We start from the raw sequence: 25,756 nt of genomic DNA, 5'->3' as shown, positions 1-25,756 counted from the left end.
ATTAATCGATGTATTTAGTGGGTTGGCGAAGACTGAGTCTAACCCAGGCGCGGCCCTGGCACAAAATCACGGCGCCAATTCGACTTCCTCTGCCGGTTCCTGCGGTTGCGCCAGGGACTGGCTCCAGTCAGCGTCCTGTCGCTGCATCAGCGCAAACCAATGCCCACGCATAAACGTCAGGTAGCCAGCCGGGGCCTTGGCAAAGTCCTTCTCGTCGCCATAGCAGCCTGGCAGTGGCAGTTCGGTGCCCTGCTCCTTGTACTGGCTGACCAACTTCTGTTGGGCCTCGACGCTGCAGTCAGTGGGCAACGGCATGCCGCGCAGGGCACCGGCATCTTCGTCCCACCAACTGGCGCCGACGCGATCGAGGCCGCGCAGGCGATACTTGCCGGACTTGCCGACCCGCATGATCAGCTTGAACTCATTGGGGCTCACATCACTGGTACAGGTGCGCGAATAACCGACCGTGACCTGGGTATTGCCGTCGCGCAGCAGGTCGGTGACTTTGGTGGCCGCCTGATCAAAGCGCAGGCTGGCGTCGAACTCGCAGCGTTGCACGTCGTCGTGCAGCATCCAGACGCGCTTGGGGCGATCGCCCTTAAGCAGGTACTGCGCTGCGTAAACAAACGCCGACTGGGTGCCATCATCCTCCCGCTCGCTGACCTGCTCGGCGAGTACCAGCAGGTTCTTGCCCTGAAGGTCATCCCAGGTATAAGCAGCGACTTGCTTGCCGGGCACTTCCACACCTTCCGGCACCTGTTCGATGCTGGTCAGTGCGATCCCTTCATCAGCGCGTACGCTGGTGACACAGGCCATCGTCATCAATAATCCCATCAACGCAGGCCGCAACTGGCCGCGCAAAAGCTGCACGCTATTCATCCGAGTACCCTGGCAAGAGATGGCTTACTTTACCGGCACTTGAGCGCCAATGCAGAGAAGATTGTTCAATCACTGGCATTGGCCTAGCGGGAGCGCCCGAATTGAACCAAACGCCCAGCACAGCGTTCCGATCTGACCATCCGGCCTGCACATGTAACGCCTTGATTACTTAGCTGAACCCTAGCTGTCTACCTGTCAAATAAACGAGTTTTTCATCCGCCTTTCATATTCGTTGCACACATTTGCGCTTAACCTTGTAAGCAGTACTTCAGGGCATTCCGTGATTTATCGACTAACCTGTTGATTACGCTTTATCTTTAGCGCCGCGTTGTCATCTGCGGGCTGTAGTTCTGCCCAATAATTGCTGCTGTTTTCACGCGTCAAGTTGCTCCAGCCGAGGTCATGAAACTTTGAAACCCTACCCTATTCATTGCGTGTCGATCGTTATCCCGGTCTACAACGAACAAGAGAGCCTGCCGGAGCTGCTGCGTCGTACCACGGCAGCCTGCAAGCAGCTGGCCTACGAATACGAAATCATCCTGGTGGATGACGGTAGCCGCGACAATTCGGCCCAACTGCTCGAAGACGCCGCCGCCGAAGAAGGCAGCCATGTTGTAGCGGTGATCCTCAACCGCAACTACGGCCAGCACGCCGCTATCATGGCCGGCTTCGAACAGTGCCGTGGCGAAGTCGTAATCACCCTCGACGCCGACTTGCAGAACCCGCCGGAAGAGATCCCGCGCCTGGTTGAGCAAGCTGCCCTGGGCTACGACGTGGTCGCCACGGTGCGTAACAACCGCCAGGACTCGGCGTTCCGTCGCTGGCCGTCGCGCTTGATCAACCTGGCCGTGCAGCGCTCTACCGGCGTGGCCATGACCGACTACGGCTGCATGTTGCGTGCCTACCGCCGCACCATCGTCGACGCCATGCTCGCCTGCCGTGAACGCAGCACCTTCATCCCGATCCTGGCCAACGGCTTTGCCCGCCATACCACGGAAATCCTCGTGCACCACGCCGAGCGTGAGCACGGCGAGTCCAAATACAGCGCCATGCGCCTGATCAGCCTGATGTTCGACCTGCTGACCTGCATGACCACCACACCATTGCGCCTGCTGTCCATCGTCGGTTTCAGCCTCGCGGCGTTGGGCGTGCTGTTCGCCTTTGCGCTGATCGTCATGCGCCTGGCCTTCGGCGCCGATTGGGCGGGTGATGGTCTGTTCGTGCTGTTTGCGGTGCTGTTCGTGTTTACCGGTGGCCAGTTCATCGGCATGGGCCTGCTGGGCGAATACCTGGGCCGCATGTACAGCGATGTACGCGCCCGCCCGCGCTTCTTTATTGAAAAAGTGCTGCGCAACCAGCCGGCAGCACCGACTCCAGTCGTCGTCGTTGACGGCCTGGTGTCTTCCCATACTTCTACTTCTCCTTCCGATCAGGTTCAGTCATGAGTTCAAAAGCTGTTGTCTTCGCTTACCACGATATCGGCTGTGCAGGCATTGAAGCCCTGCTCGGTGCGGGTTACGACATTGCTGCCGTGTTCACCCATGCCGATGACCCCAAGGAAAACAATTTCTACGGCTCCGTGGCCCAGCTCTGCGCACGCCATGGCATCCCGGTGCACGCCCCGGAAGACGCCAACCACCCGCTGTGGGTCGAGCGCATCGCCAAGTTGAACCCGGAGTACATCTTCTCCTTCTACTACCGCAACCTGCTGAGCGAACCGCTGCTGGCCATCGCTCGCAAAGGCGCGTTCAACCTGCACGGTTCGTTGCTGCCTAAATACCGTGGCCGCGCCCCGGCCAACTGGGTGTTGGTCAACGGCGAAACCGAAACCGGCGTCACCCTGCACCGCATGGTCAAGCGTGCCGATGCCGGCGCCATCCTCGCCCAGCAGAAAGTCAGCATCGACCGCACCGATACCGGCCTGAGCCTGCACGCCAAGTTGCGTGATGCGGCCACAGCCTTGCTGCGCGACGCGCTGCCACAATTGGCCCTGGGCAAGCTCACCGAAACCGCCCAGGACGAAAACCAAGCCACCTATTTTGGCCGCCGCACTGCCGCCGATGGCAAGCTGGACTGGAAAAAGCCTGCCGAACAACTGTTCAACCTGGTGCGCGCGGTGACGCAGCCGTACCCGGGCGCCTTCTGCGCAGTGGGCGAGCACAAGCTGATCGTATGGCAAGCCGACGTGGTCAAGGGTAACGACGGTTTGGCGCCAGGCCGTGTGATCAGCGTCAACCCGCTGCGTATTGCCTGCGGTGAAGACTCCTTGGTCATCAAGTTTGGCCAGCGTAACGAAAACGGCCTGTACCTGGCCGGTCCGGCCCTGGCCGATGAACTGGGCCTGGTGGATGGCTCAGTACTGCGCGGCGCCGAGTCTGGCCGCAAGCCACGTCGTACCCGCGTGTTGATCCTGGGCGTAAACGGCTTTATCGGTAACCACCTGTCCGAGCGCCTGCTGCGTGACGACCGTTACGAAGTCTATGGCCTGGACATCGGCTCCGACGCCATCGAGCGCCTGCGCAGCCACCCGAATTTCCATTATGTGGAAGGCGATATCAGCATCCACACCGAGTGGATCGAGTACCACATCAAGAAATGCGACGTGGTCCTGCCATTGGTTGCCATCGCCACGCCAATCGAATACACCCGTAACCCACTGCGTGTGTTCGAACTGGACTTCGAAGAAAACCTCAAGCTGGTGCGCTACTGCGTCAAGTACAACAAGCGTGTGATCTTCCCCTCGACCTCCGAAGTCTATGGCATGTGCCAGGACCAGTATTTCGATGAAGACACCTCCAACCTGGTGGTCGGCCCGGTCAACAAGCAGCGCTGGATCTACTCGGTGTCCAAGCAACTGCTGGACCGAGTGATCTGGGCCTACGGCGACAAGGGCCTGAAGTTCACCCTGTTCCGTCCGTTCAACTGGATGGGCCCGCGTCTGGACCGCCTGGACTCTGCGCGTATCGGCAGCTCCCGCGCCATTACCCAATTGATCCTGAACCTGGTGGAAGGCACCCCGATCCGTCTGTTCGACGGTGGTGAGCAGAAGCGTTGCTTTACCGACATTGCCGACGGCATCGAAGCGCTGGCGCGCATCATTGATAACGACAATGGCGTGTGCGACAGCCAGATCATCAACATCGGCAACCCGGAAAACGAAGCCAGCATCCGCCAGTTGGGCGAAGAGCTGCTGCGTCAGTTCGAGGCTCACCCGCTGCGCCACAACTTCCCGCCGTTCGCCGGTTTCCGCGACGTCGAGAGCAAGGCGTTCTACGGCACAGGCTACCAGGACGTGGCGCACCGCAAACCGAGCATCGAAAACGCCAAGCGCCTGCTGAACTGGGAACCGAGCGTGCAGATGAGTGAAACCATCGGCAACACCCTGGATTTCTTCCTGCATGAAGCCATGCTTGAAATTGCGGATAAAAAGTAATGCAGGCAGGTCTTCGCATCGACGTCGACACCTACCGTGGTACCCGTGAAGGTGTGCCGCGGCTGCTCGAATCCCTGGATGAAGCCGGGGTAAAGGCGACGTTCTTCTTCAGTGTCGGCCCGGACAACATGGGCCGCCATCTGTGGCGCCTGATTCGGCCACAGTTTCTGTGGAAGATGCTGCGTTCCAACGCCGCCGGCCTGTATGGCTGGGACATCTTGCTGGCCGGCACCGCCTGGCCCGGCAAGCCGATCGGCCGCGACCTGGGGCATCTGATGCGCCAGGCCAAGGCCGCCGGGCATGAAGTCGGCCTGCACGCCTGGGATCACCATGGCTGGCAGGCCAACACTGGGCGTTGGAGCGAGGCACAGCTGGTCGAGCAGATTCGGCGTGGTGTGCAGACTTTGAGCGACATCCTAGGCGAGCGCGTGGACTGTTCAGCCGCCGCAGGGTGGCGCGCCGACGAACGCGTGGTGCAAGCCAAGCAAGGCTTCAATTTTCGCTACAACAGTGATTGCCGGGGCAGCAGCCTGTTTCGACCGACACTGGCCGATGGCAGCGCGGGCACCCCACAAATTCCGGTAGACCTGCCGACCTTCGACGAAGTCGTCGGGCCGGTGGTGGCTGCCAATGATTTCAACCGCTTCATCCTGGACCGGTTCAGCGCAGCGAAGCTGAACGTCTACACAATCCACGCAGAAGTTGAAGGGATTCTGATGGCCAATGATTTTCGCCAGTTGCTCGCCCAGGCAGGGCAACGCGGCATTGATTTCAAACCCTTGGGTGATCTTCTGCCCGCAGATGTAACCACCCTGCCCCAACAAAAACTGGTGCGCGGCGCATTGAGCGGCCGCGAGGGTTGGTTGGGAGTACAGCAGGCATGATTCGTCGCTGGGCCTTGCCCCTGCTCCTGCTGGCGTTTGCCGCGTTTTACCTGCTGCCGCTGGCCACCCATGGCCTGTGGATTCCCGATGAAACCCGCTATGCGCAGATCAGCCAGGAAATGCTGCTGACCGGCAAATGGGCCTCACCGCACTTCATGGGCATTCGTTACTTCGAAAAACCCGCCGCGGGCTACTGGATGATTGCGCTGGGCCAGGCGATTTTCGGGCAGAACCTGTTCGGCGTGCGGTTTGCCTCGGCCTTGAGCAGCGCCTTGAGCATTGTGCTGGTTTACCTGGTATCCCGCCGCTTGTGGAACGACCCGCACAAAAGCCTGGTCAGCACCCTGCTGTACATGAGCTTCGTCAGCGTGGCGGCCCTCGGTGGTTATTCCAACCTGGACCCGCAGTTCACCTTCTGGGTCAACCTGACCGGCGTGGCGTTGTGGTTCTGCTTTGACAGCAGCACGCGGCGCGGCCGACTGTGGTCCTGGGCGCTGTTGGGTTTCGCGTGCGGCATGGGCTTCATGACCAAGGGCTTCCTGGCCTGGTTGCTGCCGGTATTGATCGCCCTGCCCTACGCCCTCTGGCAAAAACGCCTGGGTGAGTTGTGCACGTTTGGCGGCGTGGCCGTGGTGGTTGCAATTGCTGTCAGCGTGCCGTGGGCATTGGCTGTGCACCTGCAAGAACCGGACTACTGGCATTTCTTTTTCTGGCACGAGCACATCCAGCGCTTTGCCGGGGAAGATGCCCAGCACGCTGAGCCGTTCTGGTATTACCTGCCGCTGCTGATAGCGTTCGCGCTACCGTGGGTAGCCCTGTTGCCGTCCACGCTCAAGCAGGCATGGCTGCAAAAGCGCGCGCCGAAAACCGCATTCCTGCTGCTATGGCTGTTGATGCCGCTGGCGTTTTTCAGCCTGGCCAAGGGCAAGCTGCCCTCCTACATCATGCCTTGCATGCTGCCCCTGGCGTTGCTGATGGGTTCGACCTTGAGCGACAAGCTCAAGCAAGGCCACGGTCGCGTCCTGCGCATCAATGGCTGGCTGAACCTGGCGATCGGTGTGCTGGTATTGCTGGCCCTCAGCTGGTTCCAGTTGAAAAAACCGGTGTACGAGCCGGGTGAGGAAACCTTCAGCCTGGTGCTGGTGTTCATCTTCCTGTTCGGTTGGATCGTGGTCAACCTGCTACAAGCGGCACGGCCCTTGACGTTGTGGGCCGCGCCCCTGATTGGCAGTGGGCTACTCGTGGTATTGGTGCCTGCGGCATTGCCCCATTCGGTGGTTTATAACAAGACCCCGGACCAGTTCATCATCGATCACATCGAGGAATTACAGCCCACTGTCGCCCTGTTGAGCAATGATCTGGGCGCTGCTTCTGCACTGTCCTGGCGCCTCAAACGACCGGATATCACGCTTTACAACACCTCGGGCGAGGTCAAGTACGGGCTGGCCTACGCCGACACGGCCCATCGGCTGGTCGACCGTAACGCGATCCAGGCGTGGATGGCGCAAACCCGCCGCACCGGGGCCGTGGGTGTGGTGATGCGCGTCAACAGCCAGGGCGAAAAGGACGAGCTCGCGTTGCTGCCCACCGATGGCAAGCGTTATGCCCAAGGCAAGATCGTGATCCTGATTTTCCCGCAGGTCGCGCCATGACCACCCTGCTGCTGTTGCTCACAGCCTGCTTGCTCACCTGCATGGGCCAGGTCTCGCAAAAGTTCGCCGTGGAAAGCTGGCGGAACCTGCCTCAAGGCTGGGCATTGAAGCTGCGTTCGCCGTGGTTATGGTCAGCGCTGGTGTGCCTGGGCCTGGGCCTGCTGGTGTGGCTGCTGGTATTGCAACGCCTGGAAGTGGGGATTGCCTACCCCATGCTCAGCCTGAATTTTGTGCTGGTCACGCTGATGGCGCGCTTTGTATTTCACGAACCCATTGATGGCCGCCACTGGCTGGGTGTGGGGCTGGTGATTGCCGGCATCGTGCTGCTGGGGCGCCAGGTATGAGCCGCATAAAGGGTTTCGCCCTGGCCCTGGGCAGTGTCGGCCTGGTGAGTGTCGCCCAACTGGGCATGCGCTGGAGCATGACGCGCTTGCCCTTGCCCACCGAGTGGCTGGCCGCCTTCACCCGCAACAGCATCGACCTGAGTGCCCTGGGCGTGGTGATCCTGGCGATCATTGCCTACGCGCTGTCGATGCTCTGCTGGCTTGGCGCACTCAAGCATTTGCCTCTGGGCCGTGCCTACTCGCTGCTCAGCATCAGCTACGCGTTGGTCTACCTGCTGGCCGCCAGCCTGCCGGTGTTCAACGAAGCTTTCTCGCTTTCAAAAACCCTGGGGGTGGCCTTGGTCATCCTCGGCGTACTGGTTATCAACTCTCGTCGTGCTTGCACCTCAAGTCCCAGGAATACCCCATGAAAATCAGCGTATTTGGTAGTGGTTACGTTGGTCTGGTACAGGCCACTGTATTAGCCGAAGTCGGTCACGATGTCATTTGCATGGACGTTGACAAGAGCAAGGTCGAGTCGCTCCAGAAAGGTCACGTGACCATCTTCGAGCCGGGCCTGGCCGCGATGGTCAAGGACAACCTGGAAAGCGGACGCCTGCATTTTACCTACGACGAAAAACTCGCTGTCGAGCACGGTGAAGTGTTGTTCATCGCCGTGGGTACGCCGTCGGATGAAGACGGCTCTGCCGACCTGAAATACGTGCTATCGGTGGGTGACGCCGTGTCCCGCCATCGCGTGCAGCCGGTGATTCTGGTGGAGAAATCCACCGTGCCGGTCGGCACCGGTGACACCCTGCGCGCTCATATCCAAAAGAACCTGAATGCCGCTGGCCGTCAGTTGGAGTTCGATATTGTCTCCAACCCGGAATTCCTCAAGGAAGGCTCGGCCGTTGCCGACTGCCGCCGCCCGGACCGCATCATCATTGGCTGCGAGCGCGAGGAAGTACGTGAGGTCATGCGCGACCTGTACGCGCCGTTCAATCGCAACCACGACCGCATCATCTTTATGGACCTGCGCAGCGCCGAACTGACCAAGTACGCTGCCAACTGCATGTTGGCCACCAAGATCAGCTTCATCAACCAGATTGCCGAACTGGCCGAGCACCTGGGCGCCGATATTGAATCGGTGCGCCTGGGCATTGGTGCCGACTCGCGAATCGGCTACCACTTCATCTACCCAGGCTGTGGCTACGGCGGCTCGTGCTTCCCCAAAGACATGCGTGCCTTGATCCATAGCGCCAAGCAAGCCAACTGCTCCAGCGACCTGCTCGAAGCAGTGGAAGCCATCAACCAGCGCCAGAAGAGCAAGCTGTTCGAGCGCATCAATGCGTTCTTCAAAGGCAATCTGAAGGGCAAGACTTTCGCCCTGTGGGGCCTGGCCTTCAAGCCCAACACCGATGACATGCGCGACGCTCCCAGCCGCGTGCTGATGGAAGCCTTGTGGGCCGCCGGTGCCAATGTGCGCGCCTTCGACCCGGAAGCCATGCAGGAAACCCAGCGGATCTATGGCGACGACCCGCGCCTGATGCTGATGGGCACCCCGGAGTCCACCCTGGGCGGCGCCGATGCGCTGATCGTGTGCACCGAATGGCAGCAATTCAAGGCGCCGGACTTCGACCTGATTCACCAGCGCTTGAAAACCCCGGTGATCTTCGATGGCCGCAACCTGTATGACGGCGAACGCCTGACACGCAAAGGCTTCAAGTATTTCCCCATTGGCCGTGGCGATTCCTGCGAGTTGCCGATTCCCCAGCAAAACTGGGTGGAACAGGTCAGGGATGTCGGCTAGGTGAACAAGGCTTTCCCATCCATGCAGAGCGCCACAATCCGCCGCCAGTCACTGGGGCTTGGGCTCTTGGCGCTGGTGCTGTTTATCGCCGGCAACTGGCACCAGGCAATTATTGGCTTTGATTCACGCTTCGTGGTGTTTGCCCAGGAAATGCTGCGCCACGGACCAGGTTTCTTCCCCACGACCTACGGCCAACCGTATGCCGACTACCTGGCGACTTCAACGCTGCTGACCTGGCTGCTGTCGTTGCCATTGGGCCAGGTCACCAGCCTGACGGCATGGCTGCCCACCGCGGTCGCGTCAGCAGTGATCGTAATGCTGGTCTACCGCCTGACTGCGCCCTACTCCCCGCGCTGGGGGCTGTTGAGCCTGGCAATGTTGCTGCTCAGCAGCACCTTTGTCAGCGAAACCCGCGCGGTCTCCCTGGACCAGATGCTCGCCGCCGTGACCCTGGCGGTGTTCTATCTGGGCTATGCCCATGATCACTTCGCTGCTGCCAAGCGCTTGCATTGGGTGTTTGTGTTGCTACTGCTCGGGTTTGCACTGCGTGGGCCGATTGGCCTGGTGATCCCCACAGGCGTGTTGTGCAGCTATTACCTGATCAACCGCCAGTGGCGCCGCCTGTTCAGTTTCGGCCTGCTGGCGTTGGCGCTGCTGGCGGCGTGCGTCGGTCTGTTGCTGCTACTGGCCAAGCTCAGCGGCGGCGAAGACTTCATGCATGACGTGATTCGTATGCAGTTCCTGGGGCGCATGGATGGCAGCGAAGGCTCCGGCGGTGTGCTGTATTACTTCACCAGCTCCATGGGTAACTACGCGCTGGCTTATCCGCTGGCAGTGTTGGTACTGGCGGCTGTCATGATCGGCGGGCGGCGCACACCGGATCCGGCATTGAAGCTGGTGTTGTATTGCGCAGCCGCGGGTGTGCTGGTGATGGTGGGCCTGTCGGTGCCACAGGCAAAAAAAGCGCGCTATATCCTGCCGATGTTGCCGATGGCAGCGATCATTGCCGCGTATCCGTTCCAGGCGACACAGGGGCGACTGTTTGCCTGGCTGCGCGGCCTGATGCTGGGCGTCTGGACGCTATTGCCGACGCTGTTGGTGATTGGCCTGCTAGCCGCACGGCGGCGTTATCCGGAGCCGCTGGCCCACCTTGAAGTGATCTTCGCCGTGCTTGGTCTGCTTCAGATCCTGGCGCTGCTGACACTGCTCAAGTCCCGGCTGCGTACGTATGGCCCGGCCCTGGCTGCAGTGCTGGCCCTTTGGACAACCTACATCCTGGTGGTCGAACCCCTGGAGCGTCGGTTATACGACACCCGCACGTTCAGCCTCGCCGTCAAGGCTCAAGTCCTGCAGCAACCGGCGCCCGTGGTGCTGCACGCGCTGGGTAAAGACGCCAAAGCCATCAAGTTCATGGTCAACTTCGATTGTGACAAGGTCCCGCTGTTTACCCAATTGCCCATTGAATTGAAGCCGATCCAGGCCCCGGCATGGTTGGTCATGAGCCAGGCCGACTTCGAAGGGCTGGACGATCCACGCTTGCGTTCGATCACGCCCACGCTGACCGGCGAGTTCGACAAGAACCCTTACGTATTGCTGCATTTGGTAAAAACCACGGTGCCATGAGCACTTTTCTAGGGGCGTTGTAAGAAAGAACGTCGACTCGTTAACCGGTGGGCGTCTTTCATCACAGGCACCAAGAAAACGCCTACATTCCTTTGCGTAATAGCTGGTGCACTTTCCCTTCCTGTGCCTGGAACCCGACGGTAGACTCGCTGCCACGTGCATTAAGTATCTACCACCCGATCGTCAGGGCTGTCCCGAAAGCGCTTGGGTCAAGGCACGCCATAACTACAAGGACTCTGTAGGCTGCCCACGCGCGATGGCTTACTTCATTGAGAGGACAATGCCGTGCGAGAGGAACTGTTGAATGTACCTTTACCAAGACTGGATCGTTTGATGGCATTGCGCGACGCGCTGGTGGCGTTGAAAGGGCCACTGGCCAACGACGCCAAATTGCGCGAAGACCTGCATGAGCGCTTGTTCAATGAAGAGGCCAATAACCGGGTGCTGGGCAAAATCTGCACACCAGCGTCCACTGTGGCAGGCCCCATTACGTTCGGAGACACCCTTTAACTGCATAATATTTGCGTTTAACCCTCATTAATATGCAGTGGTGCGATCAGACCAACCTCGGCACACTGCACGGGTTCCTCCCCCAAATGTTGGAACGTTCAAAGGGCTGCACCGGGAAACCAGGCAGGCCTTTTTTTTCGCCCGCCGTTTATGGATCGTCTTTAATGCTCGCTCGCTGGTTACCCGCTGCAATCAACACCCGCCCCGCTGAATGGAGTCGTGCCGGCATCGGCATGGCCTTGGGCACAATGTTCAGTGTCTGGGCTTGCGCCCAGGTATTCGGCATGGAGGTTGCCCTGCATTTGCTCGGCCCCCTTGGCGCTTCGGCCGTGTTGCTGTTTGCGGTGTCATCGGGAGCGCTGGCCCAGCCATGGTCGATCATGGGCAGTTACCTGTGTGCCGGCATCGTTGCATTGCTGGTGGCACGGGTACTGGGGCGAACCCTGGGTAGCGCGTGCCTGGCGGCGGGCATGACGGTAATACTGATCTGTTGGCTGCGTTGCCTGCACCCACCGGCCGGTGGCCTGGCCATGACCCTGGTGTTGGCCGACCCTGCGTCCATTACCCTGGGCTGGTATGAACTGGCGCCGGTCATGCTGGGTGCCGGCGCTCTGCTGGGATGCGCACTGCTCTATAACAATGCCACGCGCACACGTTATCCCAAGGGGCTGGCCGAACCTGCTCCTGTCGTCCTCGGCATTCAGCCCGTGAGCGATCCATCGATTACAGCGGCCGACCTCAAGCTGGCGCTGGCCGAAATGGAGCAATTTTACGATGTCGAGCCCACCGAGCTGGAACAACTGATTCACGCAGCAGAAGGCCATGCACGACGTCGCAGTATCGGTGAGGTCCTGGCCAATCGCGTGGCTTGATCCCTACGGCATAAATGCAAAAACGACCTGCATGATTCCGGGTTGTACGGGGCAAATTTGCACTGGTACGATCACGGGATGGTTCGTCCGCGAACATTTATACAAAGAACAATAAAAGCAGGGAGTTAGTGATGACTGCTCAGGTTTCATCCGAAGCAAGCCACGCCGATATTCAGCAGGAAGTACTGAGTGAAGTGCGTAACCATATCGGCCACCTCACCCTCAATCGCCCCGCCGGCTTGAATGCCATCACCCTCGACATGGTCCGCCAGTTGACGGCGCAGCTGCAGGCGTGGGCGGATGACCCGCAGGTTTATGCCGTGGTGCTGCGTGGCGCCGGCGAAAAAGCCTTCTGCGCTGGCGGCGATATCCGCTCGCTGTACGACAGCTTCAAGAACGGCGACACCCTGCACCAGGATTTCTTCGTGGAGGAATATGCCCTTGACCTGGCCATCCACCATTACCGTAAACCGGTCGTGGCACTGATGGACGGCTTCGTCCTCGGCGGCGGCATGGGCCTGGTACAAGGCGCGGATCTGCGGGTCGTCACTGAACGCAGTCGCCTGGCGATGCCGGAAGTGGCTATCGGCTACTTCCCTGATGTAGGCGGCAGCTATTTCCTGTCGCGTATTCCCGGTGAGCTGGGGACTTACCTTGGTGTGACCGGGGTGCAGATACGTGCCGCCGATGCGCTGTATTGCGGGCTGGCCGACTGGTCTATCGACAGCGCCAGACTCCCCGCCCTGGACAACAAGCTCGACCAGTTGCAATGGAGCGACTCCCCCCTCAAGGATTTGCAAGGTGTGCTCGCCAAACTGGCGGTGCAGCAATTGCCCGATGCGCCGCTGGCGGCCCTGCGCCCGGTCATTGATCACTTCTTCGCCCTGCCGGATGTACCCAGCATCGTCGAGCAATTGCAGGCAGTTACGGTCGCCGACACCCACGAATGGGCGTTGACTACCGCCCATCTGATGCAGACCCGCTCACCCCTGGCCATGGCCGTGACCTTGCAAATGCTGCGTCGTGGCCGGCACCTCCCGCTGGAACAGTGCTTTGCTCTGGAGCTGCACCTGGACCGTCAATGGTTCGAACGTGGCGACCTGATTGAAGGCGTTCGCGCCCTGATCATCGACAAGGATAAAGCCCCGCGCTGGAACCCGCCCACGCTCAATGCGCTGGATGCCAGCCACGTCGAGAGCTTCTTCCACAGCTTCGCGCAGATTGAGAAATAAGCCATGCAAGATCTTGAATACACAGAAGAACAAATCATGATCCGCGACATGGCGCGGGACTTCGCCCGTGGCGAAATTGCCCCCCATGCCCAAGCCTGGGAGAAAGCCGGCTGGATCGACGACGCACTGGTGGCAAAGATGGGCGAACTGGGCCTGCTCGGCATGGTTGTCCCTGAAGAATGGGGCGGCACCTATGTGGACTACGTGGCCTACGCGCTGGCCGTGGAGGAAATTTCTGCGGGTGACGGCGCCACGGGCGCCTTGATGAGTATCCATAATTCAGTGGGTTGCGGGCCTATCCTCAACTACGGCACAGCTGAGCAAAAACACACATGGCTGGCCGAACTCGCCAGCGGCCAGGCCATCGGCTGCTTCTGCCTGACCGAACCTCAGGCCGGCTCCGAAGCCCACAACCTGCGCACCCGTGCAGAATTGAAAGACGGCCAGTGGGTGATCAACGGCGCCAAGCAATTTGTCAGCAATGGCAAGCGCGCCAGGTTGGCCATCGTGTTTGCGGTGACCGATCCGGAATTGGGCAAGAAGGGTATTTCAGCGTTTCTGGTGCCTACCGACACCCCGGGTTTTGTGGTCGACCGCACCGAACACAAGATGGGCATTCGTGCGTCGGACACCTGTGCCGTTACGCTCAACCAATGCAGCGTGCCGCAAGCCAACCTGCTGGGTGAGCGCGGCAAGGGCCTGGCAATCGCCCTGTCCAATCTGGAAGGTGGGCGCATCGGTATTGCCGCCCAGGCATTGGGCATCGCCCGCGCCGCCTTTGAAGCAGCGCTGGCTTATGCCCGGGATCGCGTGCAGTTCGACAAGGCGATCATCGAACATCAGAGCGTGGCCAACCTGTTGGCTGACATGCAAACGCAGCTGAACGCAGCACGCTTGCTGATTCTCCACGCGGCGCGCCTGCGCAGTGCCGGCAAACCATGCTTGTCCGAAGCGTCCCAGGCCAAGCTGTTTGCCTCGGAAATGGCCGAGCGGGTCTGCTCCAAGGCGATGCAGATTCATGGCGGGTATGGGTATCTGGAAGACTATCCGGTGGAGCGTTACTACCGGGATGCGCGGATCACGCAGATTTACGAAGGCACCAGCGAGATCCAGCGGATGGTGATTGCCAGGGAGCTCAAGCACTACCAGCTCTGACTGACACACTGCAAAAAACTGTGTCAAACGCTGCAGTTCAAATGTGGGAGGGGGCTTGCTCCCGATGGCCGTGGTTCAGTAGCTGATGTGCTGACTGATCCACCGCCATCGGGAGCAAGCCCCCTCCCACAGCGTTTTACTTATCCTTGAACTCCGGCGCCCGCTTGGCCACGAATGCGGCCATGCCTTCCTTCTGATCCTGGGTCGCGAACGCCGCGTGGAACACCCGGCGCTCAAAACGCACGCCTTCGGACAGGCTGACTTCAAAGGCGCGGTTCACGCTCTCCTTGACCATCATGCTGATCGGCACTGACTTACTGGCGATCAGGGCAGCGACTTTCAGCGCTTCGTCCAGCAACTCATCGGCCGGCACGATACGCGCCACGATCCCGCAACGCTCGGCTTCGACGGCGTCGATAAAGCGCCCGGTCAGGCACATTTCCATAGCCTTGGCCTTGCCCACGGCGCGGGTCAGGCGCTGGGTGCCGCCCATGCCCGGCAGCACGCCGAGGTTGATTTCCGGCTGGCCGAACCTGGCACTGTCACCGGCCAGGATAAAGTCGCACATCAACGCCAGTTCACAGCCGCCACCGAGGGCAAAGCCATTCACCGCCGCAATGATCGGCTTGCGGCGGTTGGCCACACGGTCACTGTCGCTGAACAGGTCGTCCATGTAGATCTGCGGGTAAGTCAGCTCGGCCATTTCCTTGATGTCGGCGCCGGCCGCAAAGGCTTTTTTCGAGCCGGTGAGCACGATGCAGCCGACCTCTGGGTTGGCCTCCAGCTTATCCAGCGCCTGGTTCAGTTCGCTGACCAGTTGCGCGTTCAAGGCGTTCAACGCCTGCGGGCGGTTGAGGGTAATCAGCCCGACGCGGCCCTGGACGTCAAGCAGGATGGTTTCATAACTCATGTATCGGCTCCTTATAGATTGCGTGAGATGACCATGCGTTGAATATCGCTGGTGCCTTCGTAAATCTGGCAGACCCGCACATCGCGGTAGATCCGCTCCAGGGGAAAGTCGCTCAGGTAACCGTAACCGCCCAGGGTTTGCAAGGCGGCCGAACAGACTTTCTCGGCCATTTCCGAAGCAAACAGCTTGGCCATGGACGCCTCCACCAACGCCGGCTTGCCGCTGTCACGCAGGGCCGCGGCGTAATGCACCATCTGCCGGGCCACGGCAATTTGCGTGGCCATGTCCGCCAGGCGAAAGGCGACGGCCTGGTGTTCGATCAACGGTTTGCCGAAGCTTTCCCGCTCACGGGCATAGTCGCGGGCTGCTTCGAAGGCGGCGCGGGCCATGCCCACCGACTGGGATGCGATGCCGACACGGCCACCCTCAAGGTTGGCCAGGGCGATCTTGTAGCCCTCGCCCTCCTCGCCCAGGCGATTGGCCACGGGCACCTTCACGTCTTCAAACAGGATCTGGCACGTGTCGGAAGCATGTTGCCCGAGCTTGTCTTCGACTCGCGCCACGGTGTAGCCCACAGAGTCAGTGGGTACGATGAAGGCACTGATCCCGCGCTTGCCCGCTGCCGGGTCGGTGACGGCAAACACAATCACGATCCCGGCGTTTTGCCCGGAGGTGATGAACTGTTTGCAGCCATTGAGCACATAGTGATCGCCTTCGAGGCGTGCACGGGTCTTCAAGCTGCTGGCATCGGAACCGGCCTGGGGTTCGGTCAATGCAAAGGCACCGAGCATGGTGCCACTGGCCAGGGGCGTGAGGAATTGGGCCTTTTGCTGGTCATTGCCGAATTTGAGGATCGGCACGCAGCCCACCGAGTTGTGCACGCTCATGATGGTCGAGCACGCACCGTCACCTGCGGCGATTTCTTCCAGGGCCATGGCGTAGGCCAGGTAGCCGGTGTCGCAACCGCCCCACTGTTCCGGCACCAACATGCCGAAAAAGCCTAGTTCGGCCATTTCAGCGATGGCTTCCTTGGGAAAGCGATGCTCGCGATCCCATTCGGCGGCGAACGGCTTCAAGCGTTCCTGGGCAAATTGCCGGGCGGCGTCGCTGATTTGCAGTTGTTCGTCATTGGGCAGCATAAGTCATCCTTAGTAGAGGCATTCAACGGCCATGGCCGTGGCTTCACCGCCGCCGATACAAATGGCCGCGACGCCACGTTTGAGGCCCTTCTGGCGCAGGGCCGAGAGCAGTGTCACCAGGATCCGCGCACCCGAAGCACCAATAGGATGGCCCAGGGCGCAGGCACCGCCATGCACGTTGACCTTGTCGTGAGGGATCGCAAGCTTGCTCATGGTCACCAGGCTGACCACGGCAAAGGCTTCGTTGATTTCGAACAGGTCGACGTCTTCCAGGCGCCAACCGGTCTTGCTCATCAACGTGCGAATCGCCCCCACCGGCGCCACCGGAAACAGCCCCGGCTCATCGGCAAACGCGGCGTGCCCGTGGATCACCGCCAACGGCTTGAGGCCACGTTTATGGGCGTCCGACTCGCGCATCAGCAGCAATGCCGCGGCGCCGTCGGAGATCGAGCTGGAGTTGGCCGCGGTGACGGTGCCGCCTTCACGGAACGCCGGCTTCAGGCTGGCGATCTTGTCCAGCCTGGCTTTAGGTGGTTGTTCATCGTGCAGGATGGTTTTTTGTTCCTTGCCCACGGTGACCTGCACCGGGACGATCTCGCTGGCGAAGCTGCCGTGGGTGATGGCCTCCTGCGCGCGCGTCAGCGAGGCGATGGCGAAGGCATCCTGAGCTTCCCGGGTAAAGCCGTTGTGCTCGGCGCAGTCTTCGGCAAAGGTGCCCATCAGGCGGCCCTTGTCGTAGGCATCCTCCAGGCCATCGAGAAACATATGGTCAAGTACCTTGCCGTGGCCCATGCGATAGCCGCTGCGTGCACGATCCAGCAGGTACGGTGCGTTAGACATGCTTTCCATGCCGCCGGCGATCACCACATCGACGCTGCCGGCGCGCAATGAGTCGTGGGCGAGAATCGTCGCCTCCATGCCTGAGCCGCACATCTTGTTCAGGGTGGTGCAGCGGGTGCCCTTGTCCAGCCCGGCGCCCAGGGCCGCCTGGCGTGCAGGTGCCTGCCCGAGCCCGGCCGGCAGTACGCAGCCAAACAACACCTCGTCCACCGCATCGGTGGCGATACCGGCGCGTTCAACGGCGGCACGAATCGCTGCAGCGCCCAGCTGCGGTGCGGTCAGGCTTTTGAGGTCGCCCTGGAACCCGCCCATGGGCGTGCGCACAGCGCTGACAATCACAATAGGGTCGTTCATACAGGCATTCCTTACTTGGCGGCCATACGCAAGGCACCGTCGAGACGGATCACCTCACCATTGAGCATGCTGTTTTCAAGGATATGTCGCACCAGCGCGGCATATTCGGCGGGTTTGCCCAGGCGCGGTGGAAACGGCACGCCAGCGGCCAGGGAGTCGCGAACTTCCGGGGTCATGCCGGCCATCATCGGGGTCTCGAAAATGCCCGGCGCGATGGTCATCACGCGGATGCCGAAACGCGCCAGTTCCCGTGCGGCGGGCAACGTCAAACTGGCAATCGCACCTTTGGACGCGGCATACGCGGCCTGGCCGATCTGCCCATCGAATGCCGCCACCGAGGCGGTATTGATGATCACACCGCGCTCGCCGTCGGCATTCGCTTCGGTTTCTGCGATCGCCGCAGCGGCCAGGCGCAAGAGGTTGAAGCTGCCGATCAGGTTGACGTTGATCACCTGGGCAAAGCTGGCCAGCCCATGCGGGCCGTTCTTGCCAAGGATTTTCTCGCCGCGCACGACACCGGCGCAGTTGATCAGGCCATGCAAACCACCAAACGCCTCCACCGCTGCCTTCACGGCAGTTTCAGCAGCGGCTTCCTGGCAGATATCTGCCACGGTGCTACGAGCGTTGTCGCCCAGTTGCGTGGCCTTGGCGGCAACGGCGTCAGCGTTCAAGTCCACCAGCATGACTTTGGCGCCGGCCGCGATGAGCATGTCAGCCGTGGCCGCGCCGAGGCCAGAAGCACCGCCGCTGACCAGAAATACCTTGTTTTCAATCTGCATCGTTGTTTCCTTTGAAAGGGGTCAAGCCACGGCCGCCTGGGCCTTGGCTATTTCCTGATTGCGCAAAATGAAGCGTTGCAGCTTGCCGCTCGGGGTTTTGGGCAAGTCGCTGACAAATTCGATTTCCCGTGGGTAAGCATGGGCGGCCAGGCGCTGGCGTACATGCAGGCGCAGCTCTTCGGCCAGTTCCGGGGTGGCGCGGTATTGCTCGCTGATCACCACGAAGGCTTTCACCAGTTCAGTACGCTCAGGGCAAGGTTTGCCGACCACGGCGGCCTCGACCACCGCCGGGTGTTCGACCAGGGCGCTTTCGACATCGAATGGCCCCACGCGGTAGCCGGAAGTGGTAATCACGTCATCGCTGCGCCCGACAAAACTGATACTGCCGTCGGGGTTCAATTCCACCGTATCGCCACTGAGGTAGTACTTGCCGACGAAGGCTTTGGTCTTCACACCGTCGTAGCCGGCAAACCAGCACATCGGCGATTGCTCGCGGTCGATGGCCAGAATGCCGGGCTGCCCGGCTGGCAGTTCCTGGTGGTTGTCATCCAGCACCACGATGCGGTGCCCGGGCGAAGCGAACCCCGCCGAGCCCACATGCACCGGATGCGTCAGGCCGTGGTGATTGCACAAGACCATGCCCAGTTCGGTCTGACCGTAGTGGTCGTGGATGGTCACCTCCAGGTTGTCGGCGAACCAGCGAATCACCTCCGGGTTCAACGGCTCGCCGGCACTGCTGACGATGCGCAGCTTGCCCTTGATTGAACGGGCGAACTGCTCGCCGCCGGCAATCAGCAATCGATACGCCGTGGGCGAGCCGGTCAGGTTGGTGATCGCGTACTTATTGATGACCCGGCAGGTGCTTTCCAGGGTGAACGGGCCGTCGTAGAAGGTAATCGGATGCCCCATGGACAACGGCCCGGTCACACCGAAATAGATGCCATAGGCCCAACCGGGGTCGGCGACGTTCCAGAACGCGTCTTCAGGGCGCAAGTCCACGGCGTCGCGCATATAGCCCTGGAACGCGACAATGGCTTTGAGCGGCACCGAGAGTGCTTTGGAGGGACCGGTGGTGCCCGAAGTGAACATCAGCAGGAACGGATCCTCCGCGCCCAGCAACACCGGCTCGCAGACGTTGGAGTAGTTGGGCAGCTCAGCCCAGAAGCTATAGTCGCCACGCACGATGCCCTCGCCCTTGGCGCCGGTGACCGTGACAATGGTCGGGCAGCCGGCGACATCGGCCAGCTTCGGGCGGTTCACCGCGTCGGTGACCACCAGCGCCGCGCCGGAGCTGGTCAGGCGATGTTCAATGGCCTTGGGGCCGAAGGCAGTAAACAGCGGCTGATACACCGCGCCGATGCGCCAGGTTGCGAACACCACCACCAGCAACTCGGCCGTACGTGGCAGCAGGCCCGCCACCTTGTCGCCGCGCTTGACGCCCTGGGCCAGGAGGAAGTTGGCGAAGCGTGCGGCCTGATCCTGCAATTCGGTAAAGGTCGACGTGGCGCTGCGCCCGTCCCGACCCTCCCAGAACAACGCGATGCGCCCTGGCAGCGCGTGGCGGTCACAGCACTCCACGCAGGCATTGAGCGCCTGCAGGTTGCCAGCCAGTGCGGCATCGACAGTGCGCTGATAATCAAACTCGGTGGTGGCGGCCAAATACTCACGCATCGTTTCAATCCTTCTGTATTTTTATTTTCAGGACTTTTTAACTGGATAAATCGGCTGAAATAGTCGCTCCAGAGCGCTGCAGGGGCAATGGTCAAAGCCTTCAACTTGGCTGACTGGTTTGGCCAATCCTGCTACCGGCGGGTACGCCGATCATTGATCCCACCGATCAAACGGTCGATCCAAGTGATTGGACGCTCTGCAAGCCAGCTTCTACCCTGATGCCTGCACCCTCACAGAAGCCTGCCATGATCGTTCGCCCCAAGCCCAACCTGCTGGGCATCCTGTTTTCCCTCAAGGGCTCGATTGCCAAGCGCATTGCCTGGCGCAGCCTGATGGTCACGCTGCTGGCCTCGGTCATCGTGCTGGTGGAAACCCTGCACCCCGCCTATTTTTCCAAGGTCAACGCTACGCCCTTTACCTTGCTGGGCTTGTCGTTGTCGATCTTCATGAGTTTTCGCAACAACGCCTGCTACGACCGCTGGTGGGAAGGCCGCAAGCAACTGGGGCAGATGATCATCGAGGTACGCTCGCTGATTCGTGAAACCCAGGTGCTCGGCGATACTCCCGAGCGGGCCGAGTTGCTGCGTGAGCTATGCGGTTTTGCCCATGGCTTGATCGCGCATTTGCGCCATGAAGATGAGGTGCGCGCCATGCAGCCCTGGGTTACCGTGCGCGCGAGCCACCCCAACTTGCCTGACAGCGTGCTGCAGATGCTCGGTGCGCGGTTGTGCGTGCTGGCCCGGCAGGGTGTGATCAGTGAATGGCGCTACACCCAGCTGGAAGCTCGGTTGGTCGGCCTCAGCCAGGTGCAGGCGTCCTGTGAGCGTATCAAGACCACTCCGCTGCCCTTCCCCTACACTTTGCTGCTACACCGCACCATTTACCTGTTCTGCATCCTGTTGCCCTTCGCCATGGCCGAACCGCTGGGCTGGTTGACGCCGGTGTTCACCGCGATCGTCAGCTACACCTTCTTTGGTCTGGATGCGATCGGCGATGAATTGGAAGACCCGTTTGGCTTTGACGAAAACGACCTGCCGTGCGATGCCATCCTGCGAACCCTGGAGCGCGAGATCCTGGCGGCCCTCGGTGAAGTCGACTTGCCTGCTGCGCCGCAACCGGTGGAGTACGTGCTGACCTGACGCCGGTTTGACACTGGCCCTGCACTGACCGAAGCTGATGGCTTTGCACTAGCAACCACAGCTTTCGGACGCCCGCATGTCAAAGTCACGCCGTAACTCCATCATCGGCCTGTGCGCCCTGTTGTTGATCGTGTCGATCACTTGGTTTTTCTCTCGCACCCCTCAAGTCACCGTGGCGCCCGCCATTGCCCACGGTTATTCCAAGGCGTTGAAACAGGCCCAAAACGGTGAGCCGGGCGCTGCGCGCGTGTTGTACCAACAGTTGGGACGGCCTGATCTGTCGCCTGAGCGCCGTGCCGCCCTGCACGCCCAATTGCCCAATTACCCCAGCCCCCAAGCGCTGAAGCTGGCGGATAAAGACCTGGCCGATGAATCTGCAATGGTTCGCGAAGCGGCGATCCACAGCATCGTCGGCCTGGTACCTAGCGGCCAGCGCACCCTGTTGCTCGGTCCGGTACTGGATGATCCCGAACAGGCTGTGCGCTTTGCTGCGGCCAATGCCCTGCTCGGTCTGTCGCCAGACACCCTGGGCTTGTATTTCGGCCCCTTGCAGCAGGTACTCGACGAATTTGTAAAAACCCTCAAGGCCCAGCCCGAAACCGCGCAAGGCTGGATCCAACTGGCGCGCCTGTACATCCACAGCGCGATGCTGGCACCGGCGCAAGACGCTCTGGAACAGGCAATGCGCCTGGAGCCGGACAACCTGCAAGCAGGCGTGGCGCAAATCGAACTGCTGGACAAGCAAGGCAAGACCGAGGAGTCGCGCCAACTGTTGGCGCAGCAATTGGCGGCGCATCCGGAGTCGGCCTACCTGCAACACGCGCTGGGCATGTGGTTGCTGCACCACGGCGAGCGCCCCTATGCCTTGCTCGGCCTGTCCAAGGCGGTGGAGCTTGAGCCGGACAACCAGGATTATCGCTTTGACCTGGCCACCACACTGCACGACCAGGATGAACTGGAGGCGGCCCAGCGTCAGTTGGAAGAGATCGTTCAGCGCCACCCGGCCAATCGCAAAGCACGGGTACTGCTGGTCAATTACTGGAAAGAGAGCGGCCAATTGCAGAACGTCCAGGTGCTGCTGGCACAGTTGGAGCAGCAGAACCCGGATGATCCGGCCTTGCAGCAAGGCCTGTAGGAACGAGCTTGCGCGCTCCTACACAGCTGCAATTATTAAGAAACGTTGAACCGCCACATGCCGTTACGGTCAAGTGAATATGGCGCGCCCCTTCGGCGTGCACCCAACTTGTACGTGACCTGAGGGCACTTCTTGTCTACATCCAATGCGCTTTTAAGTGAAAAGGCGGCCACCGGCATCGAAGGTCTTGATGACATTCTTTCCGGCGGGCTATCACGTAGCCATTTGTTTCTCCTTGAAGGTGAGCCGGGCACTGGTAAAACCACCGTCGCCCTGCACTTTTTGCAGGCAGGGGCGAAAAAAGGTGAAAAATCGCTGTATATCACCTTGTCAGAAACCGAGCGGGAACTGCGCCAAGGTGCCAAATCCCACGGTTGGGACCTGGACGACAATATCCATATCTTCGAATTGACCCCGCCCGAAAGCTTGCTCAATGCAGAGCATCAGCAGAGCTTGCTGTATTCCTCCGACCTGGAGCTGGGCGAAGCCACCCGGCAGATTTTCGAAGTGGTGGAACGCGTCAAACCGACCCGCGTGGTGGTCGACAGTCTGTCGGAGATCCGTCTGCTCGCGCAAAGCTCGCTGCGCTATCGCCGGCAAATCCTGGCGATCAAGCACTACTTCGTGCGTTATGACGCCACGGTACTGCTGCTCGATGACCTGACCACCGAGTCTCTCGACAAAACCGTGCACAGCGTGGCTCACGGCGTCATCCGCCTGGAAGAGTTGACCCCTGACTACGGCGCCGAACGCCGTCGTGTGCGAATCGTTAAGTACCGCGGGCAGAAATACCGGGGCGGCTTCCACGACTTCACCATCATGGGAGACGGTGTACATGTGTTCCCGCGTCTGGTGGCGGCCGAGCACCGTGGTGGCTATGTACGGCAAACCATGAGCAGCGGCATTGCCGAACTGGATGCCTTGATGGGCGGCGGTGTCGAGACTGGCTCCAGCAGTCTGATCCTCGGTCCGGCCGGTACCGGCAAATCCTTGATCTCGATGATTTTTGCCGCCGCCGCCGTAGAGCGCGGAGAAAAGGCCGCACTGTTCATCTTTGACGAAGAGATGGGTCTGCTGTTCGAGCGCATGAAGAACATGGGTATTGACCTGGAGGCTATGCAAGCGACCGGCAATCTGTTGATCGAACAGGTGGACGCGGCCGAGTTGTCCCCGGGTGAGTTTTCCCATCGGGTACGACGTTGTGTGGACGAACGCGGTATCAAGACGGTGGTAATCGACAGTATCAATGGTTATCAAGCGGCGATGCCGGAAGAAAACGCACTGATCCTGCATATGCACGAACTGCTGCTCTATCTCAACCGCCGCGGCGCTGCGACCTTTATGACCGTTGCCCAGCATGGCCTGGTCGGCGATATGCAAACCCCGGTAGACATCACCTACCTGGCCGACACCGTTATCTTGCTGCGTTATTTCGAAGCACTGGGCAAGGTCCGCCGCGCGATTTCCATTATCAAGAAACGCACGGGTTCCCACGAGTCGACCATACGTGAGTACCGTATCAGCAGTCGCGGCATGACCGTCGGCCAACCACTGGATAATTTCCAGGGCGTGTTGCGCGGCATTCCGACCTACATGGGCGCCGGTTCACCCCTGCTCAAGGAAGAGGACGTGTGACTCCGCCTCCTTCTGCCTTCGAACGAGCCATCATCCTTGCGCCCCTGGGACGAGACAGCTCACTCGCGCTGATGATGCTCAATGAAGCCGGTTACCAAGGTGTGGTTGCCGGCAGTCTTGAAGATTTGTGCGCAGCGCTGAACGAGGGTGCCGGCCTGCTCATCATTGCGGCTGAAGCCTTGCGTGGCGTGAACCTGGAACCTTTGCTGGAGTTCCTGCACCAACAGCCGGCCTGGTCGGACCTGCCCATTGTGTTGATGACCCATCACGGCGGCAGTGAACAAAACGGCTCTTCACACTTGAGCGGGCTACTGGGCAACGTCACGTTCCTTGAACGCCCGTTTCATCCTGTGACGCTGATCAGCCTGGTCAGCACTGCCCTGCGCGGTCGTCGACGCCAATACGAAGCGCGCGACCGACTGATCGACTTGAGCCAGAGTGAATTGCATTTGCAGCGCACCCTGGAAACCCTCGAACAGCAAGTGGAAGAACGCACTGCGCAACTGCGCAACAACGAAGAAGCGTTGCGCCAATCGCAGAAAATGGAAGCCGTCGGCCAGTTGACCGGCGGTATCGCCCATGACTTCAACAATATGCTCACCGGAATTATCGGCAGCCTGGAATTGCTGCGCAGGCGCGTGTCCCGCGGCAAGCTGGATGACCTGGACAGCCTGATCGACCTGGGCGTGACCTCTGCCAACCGTGCTGCGAGCCTCACCCATCGCCTGCTGGCGTTTTCGCGTCGCCAGTCCCTGGACTCCAAGCCTGTGGCGATCAACCAGCTCGTGAGTTCCATGGGCGAGTTACTGCAACGCAGCATCAATGAAAGCATCGCCCTGGACATGCGTCTGGACAGTGCCTTGTGGACCGCCGAAGCCGACCCCAATCAACTGGAAAGCGCCCTGCTCAACCTGGTGATCAACGCTCGCGATGCCATGCCCGGCGGCGGCCGCCTGACGGTTGAAACCACCAATCGGCACCTGGACAGCGTGTTCACTGCCGCTTACGGCACGTTAAAGCCGGGTGATTATGTAGAACTGAGCGTCAGTGATACCGGCTGTGGTATCCCGGAACACCTGATGGGTCGGGTGTTTGATCCGTTCTTCACCACCAAGCCGATCGGCCAGGGCACGGGGCTTGGGCTGTCGATGATCTATGGCTTTGCTCGCCAGTCCCACGGTCATGTGACGATTCATAGCGAGATTGGTAAAGGCACCACGGTGAGTTTGTTCCTGCCGCGATTTGTCGGCGAGATGAAGCCCCAGGAGCCGCTCAATCCAACGTCGCTACCATTTGCTACGACGGGTGAGACTGTATTGATCGTCGAGGATGACCCCGCGGTACGGGTGTTGGTCAGCACTGTGCTCAAAGAACTGGGTTACGGGTTCGTCGAGGCAGGTGACGCGGATACGGCGTTGCCGATCATTGAGTCCGAGCAGCGCATTGACCTGATGATCAGCGATGTCGGTCTGCCGGGAATGAACGGCCGGCAACTGGCCGAAATTGGCCGCCAGGCTCGTCCAGAGCTGAAGGTGCTCTTTATTACCGGATACGCTGAGCACGCGGCCGTACGGGGTGGCTTCCTGGACCCGGGAATGCAGCTGATCACCAAGCCGTTCACGTTTGATTTACTGACGGCCAAGGTGCGGGAGATGATCCAGGCGTAGACATGCACGCCGCTATGTAACGAATTGTCATGGATCGATGTTGAACAGATGGAATCGATGCCTGTTTTTTTCCACGAAACGATAGCGAGTTTCGTATGAAAAAATACTTCAATC

At 60.4% G+C, this 25,756-nt stretch carries 22 protein-coding genes; 16 read left to right on the top strand and 6 right to left on the bottom strand.

The features are described 5' to 3' along the window. Nucleotides 1-66: 66 nt before the first annotated feature. Nucleotides 67-879 (bottom strand): hypothetical protein, encoded by an 813-nt coding sequence (locus IH404_RS14805; protein WP_005788330.1) that lies wholly within the window; start codon nucleotides 877-879, stop codon nucleotides 67-69. A 410-nt stretch (nucleotides 880-1,289) separates the two neighbouring features. Here IH404_RS14805 and arnC point away from each other — a divergent pair, with 410 nt between their 5' ends. The 12 genes from arnC (at nucleotide 1,290) to IH404_RS14745 (ending at nucleotide 14,373) form a co-directional block, all read left to right on the top strand. Further along, a complete protein-coding gene (arnC, locus tag IH404_RS14800) occupies nucleotides 1,290-2,324 on the top strand; it encodes an undecaprenyl-phosphate 4-deoxy-4-formamido-L-arabinose transferase (RefSeq protein WP_005788328.1) in 1,035 nt (344 codons plus the stop codon). Continuing rightward, entirely contained in the window at nucleotides 2,321-4,312 is a 1,992-nt protein-coding gene (arnA, locus tag IH404_RS14795; protein ID WP_005788327.1) for a bifunctional UDP-4-amino-4-deoxy-L-arabinose formyltransferase/UDP-glucuronic acid oxidase ArnA, read from the top strand. Before arnC ends, arnA begins: the two co-directional genes overlap by 4 nt. Then, entirely contained in the window at nucleotides 4,312-5,196 is an 885-nt protein-coding gene (gene arnD / locus IH404_RS14790; RefSeq protein WP_005788324.1) for a 4-deoxy-4-formamido-L-arabinose-phosphoundecaprenol deformylase, read from the top strand. Before arnA ends, arnD begins: the two co-directional genes overlap by 1 nt. Continuing rightward, complete coding sequence (gene arnT, locus IH404_RS14785) at nucleotides 5,193-6,848, top strand: lipid IV(A) 4-amino-4-deoxy-L-arabinosyltransferase (protein ID WP_005788322.1); 1,656 nt, start codon at nucleotides 5,193-5,195, stop codon at nucleotides 6,846-6,848. Before arnD ends, arnT begins: the two co-directional genes overlap by 4 nt. After that, a complete protein-coding gene (arnE, locus tag IH404_RS14780) occupies nucleotides 6,845-7,192 on the top strand; it encodes a 4-amino-4-deoxy-L-arabinose-phosphoundecaprenol flippase subunit ArnE (protein ID WP_194438200.1) in 348 nt (115 codons plus the stop codon). Before arnT ends, arnE begins: the two co-directional genes overlap by 4 nt. Further along, nucleotides 7,189-7,602, top strand: coding sequence for a 4-amino-4-deoxy-L-arabinose-phosphoundecaprenol flippase subunit ArnF (gene arnF, locus IH404_RS14775; RefSeq protein WP_005788319.1), 414 nt, complete (start codon nucleotides 7,189-7,191; stop codon nucleotides 7,600-7,602). The genes arnE and arnF overlap by 4 nt, the downstream gene beginning before the upstream one ends. Beyond that, nucleotides 7,599-8,981, top strand: coding sequence for a UDP-glucose/GDP-mannose dehydrogenase family protein (locus IH404_RS14770; protein ID WP_005788317.1), 1,383 nt, complete (start codon nucleotides 7,599-7,601; stop codon nucleotides 8,979-8,981). The genes arnF and IH404_RS14770 overlap by 4 nt, the downstream gene beginning before the upstream one ends. Beyond that, nucleotides 8,982-10,604, top strand: a complete 1,623-nt coding sequence (locus IH404_RS14765; RefSeq protein ID WP_005788316.1) for a phospholipid carrier-dependent glycosyltransferase — start codon at nucleotides 8,982-8,984, stop codon at nucleotides 10,602-10,604. A 321-nt stretch (nucleotides 10,605-10,925) separates the two neighbouring features. Next, entirely contained in the window at nucleotides 10,926-11,114 is a 189-nt protein-coding gene (locus tag IH404_RS14760; protein WP_269745282.1) for a type VI secretion system contractile sheath small subunit, read from the top strand. Between the two features lie 164 nt (nucleotides 11,115-11,278). Continuing rightward, the gene (locus IH404_RS14755) at nucleotides 11,279-11,986 is read left to right on the top strand and encodes an HPP family protein (protein ID WP_194438199.1); all 708 of its coding nucleotides are present in this window, start codon (nucleotides 11,279-11,281) and stop codon (nucleotides 11,984-11,986) included. A gap of 131 nt (nucleotides 11,987-12,117) precedes the next feature. After that, the gene (locus tag IH404_RS14750; RefSeq protein WP_005788310.1) at nucleotides 12,118-13,218 is read left to right on the top strand and encodes an enoyl-CoA hydratase/isomerase family protein; all 1,101 of its coding nucleotides are present in this window, start codon (nucleotides 12,118-12,120) and stop codon (nucleotides 13,216-13,218) included. A gap of 3 nt (nucleotides 13,219-13,221) precedes the next feature. Continuing rightward, a complete protein-coding gene (locus IH404_RS14745) occupies nucleotides 13,222-14,373 on the top strand; it encodes an acyl-CoA dehydrogenase family protein (protein WP_005788309.1) in 1,152 nt (383 codons plus the stop codon). A gap of 136 nt (nucleotides 14,374-14,509) precedes the next feature. On the opposite strand, the gene IH404_RS14740 is transcribed toward IH404_RS14745, so the two are convergent. The 5 genes from IH404_RS14740 to IH404_RS14720 are packed head-to-tail and all read right to left on the bottom strand — an operon-like array spanning nucleotide 14,510 to nucleotide 20,066. Further along, nucleotides 14,510-15,283 carry an enoyl-CoA hydratase gene (locus tag IH404_RS14740; protein ID WP_005788307.1) on the bottom strand — a complete coding sequence of 258 codons (774 nt, stop codon included), beginning with the start codon at nucleotides 15,281-15,283 and terminating at the stop codon, nucleotides 14,510-14,512. An 11-nt stretch (nucleotides 15,284-15,294) separates the two neighbouring features. Beyond that, nucleotides 15,295-16,422 carry an acyl-CoA dehydrogenase gene (locus IH404_RS14735; protein ID WP_194438198.1) on the bottom strand — a complete coding sequence of 376 codons (1,128 nt, stop codon included), beginning with the start codon at nucleotides 16,420-16,422 and terminating at the stop codon, nucleotides 15,295-15,297. Between the two features lie 9 nt (nucleotides 16,423-16,431). Beyond that, complete coding sequence (locus IH404_RS14730; RefSeq protein ID WP_005788302.1) at nucleotides 16,432-17,616, bottom strand: acetyl-CoA C-acyltransferase; 1,185 nt, start codon at nucleotides 17,614-17,616, stop codon at nucleotides 16,432-16,434. Between the two features lie 11 nt (nucleotides 17,617-17,627). After that, the gene (locus IH404_RS14725; protein WP_005788301.1) at nucleotides 17,628-18,395 is read right to left on the bottom strand and encodes an SDR family NAD(P)-dependent oxidoreductase; all 768 of its coding nucleotides are present in this window, start codon (nucleotides 18,393-18,395) and stop codon (nucleotides 17,628-17,630) included. A 21-nt stretch (nucleotides 18,396-18,416) separates the two neighbouring features. Continuing rightward, a complete protein-coding gene (locus tag IH404_RS14720; RefSeq protein ID WP_005788299.1) occupies nucleotides 18,417-20,066 on the bottom strand; it encodes an AMP-binding protein in 1,650 nt (549 codons plus the stop codon). 245 nt (nucleotides 20,067-20,311) lie between these two features. Here IH404_RS14720 and IH404_RS14715 point away from each other — a divergent pair, with 245 nt between their 5' ends. The 4 genes from IH404_RS14715 (at nucleotide 20,312) to IH404_RS14700 (ending at nucleotide 25,642) form a co-directional block, all read left to right on the top strand. Further along, complete coding sequence (locus IH404_RS14715; RefSeq protein WP_005788297.1) at nucleotides 20,312-21,205, top strand: bestrophin family protein; 894 nt, start codon at nucleotides 20,312-20,314, stop codon at nucleotides 21,203-21,205. Between the two features lie 76 nt (nucleotides 21,206-21,281). Then, on the top strand, nucleotides 21,282-22,340 hold the full coding sequence (locus tag IH404_RS14710; RefSeq protein WP_005788294.1) for a HEAT repeat domain-containing protein: 1,059 nt from the start codon (nucleotides 21,282-21,284) through the stop codon (nucleotides 22,338-22,340). 132 nt (nucleotides 22,341-22,472) lie between these two features. Next, nucleotides 22,473-23,975, top strand: a complete 1,503-nt coding sequence (locus tag IH404_RS14705; protein ID WP_005788292.1) for an ATPase domain-containing protein — start codon at nucleotides 22,473-22,475, stop codon at nucleotides 23,973-23,975. Then, nucleotides 23,972-25,642, top strand: coding sequence for an ATP-binding protein (locus IH404_RS14700; RefSeq protein WP_005788290.1), 1,671 nt, complete (start codon nucleotides 23,972-23,974; stop codon nucleotides 25,640-25,642). The genes IH404_RS14705 and IH404_RS14700 overlap by 4 nt, the downstream gene beginning before the upstream one ends. Nucleotides 25,643-25,756: the final 114 nt, after the last annotated feature.

The sequence above is a fragment of the Pseudomonas sp. OST1909 genome, assembly GCF_015277575.1.
Lineage (GTDB): Bacteria > Pseudomonadota > Gammaproteobacteria > Pseudomonadales > Pseudomonadaceae > Aquipseudomonas > Aquipseudomonas synxantha_A.
This window is presented reverse-complemented; position numbering and strand designations above follow the sequence as displayed.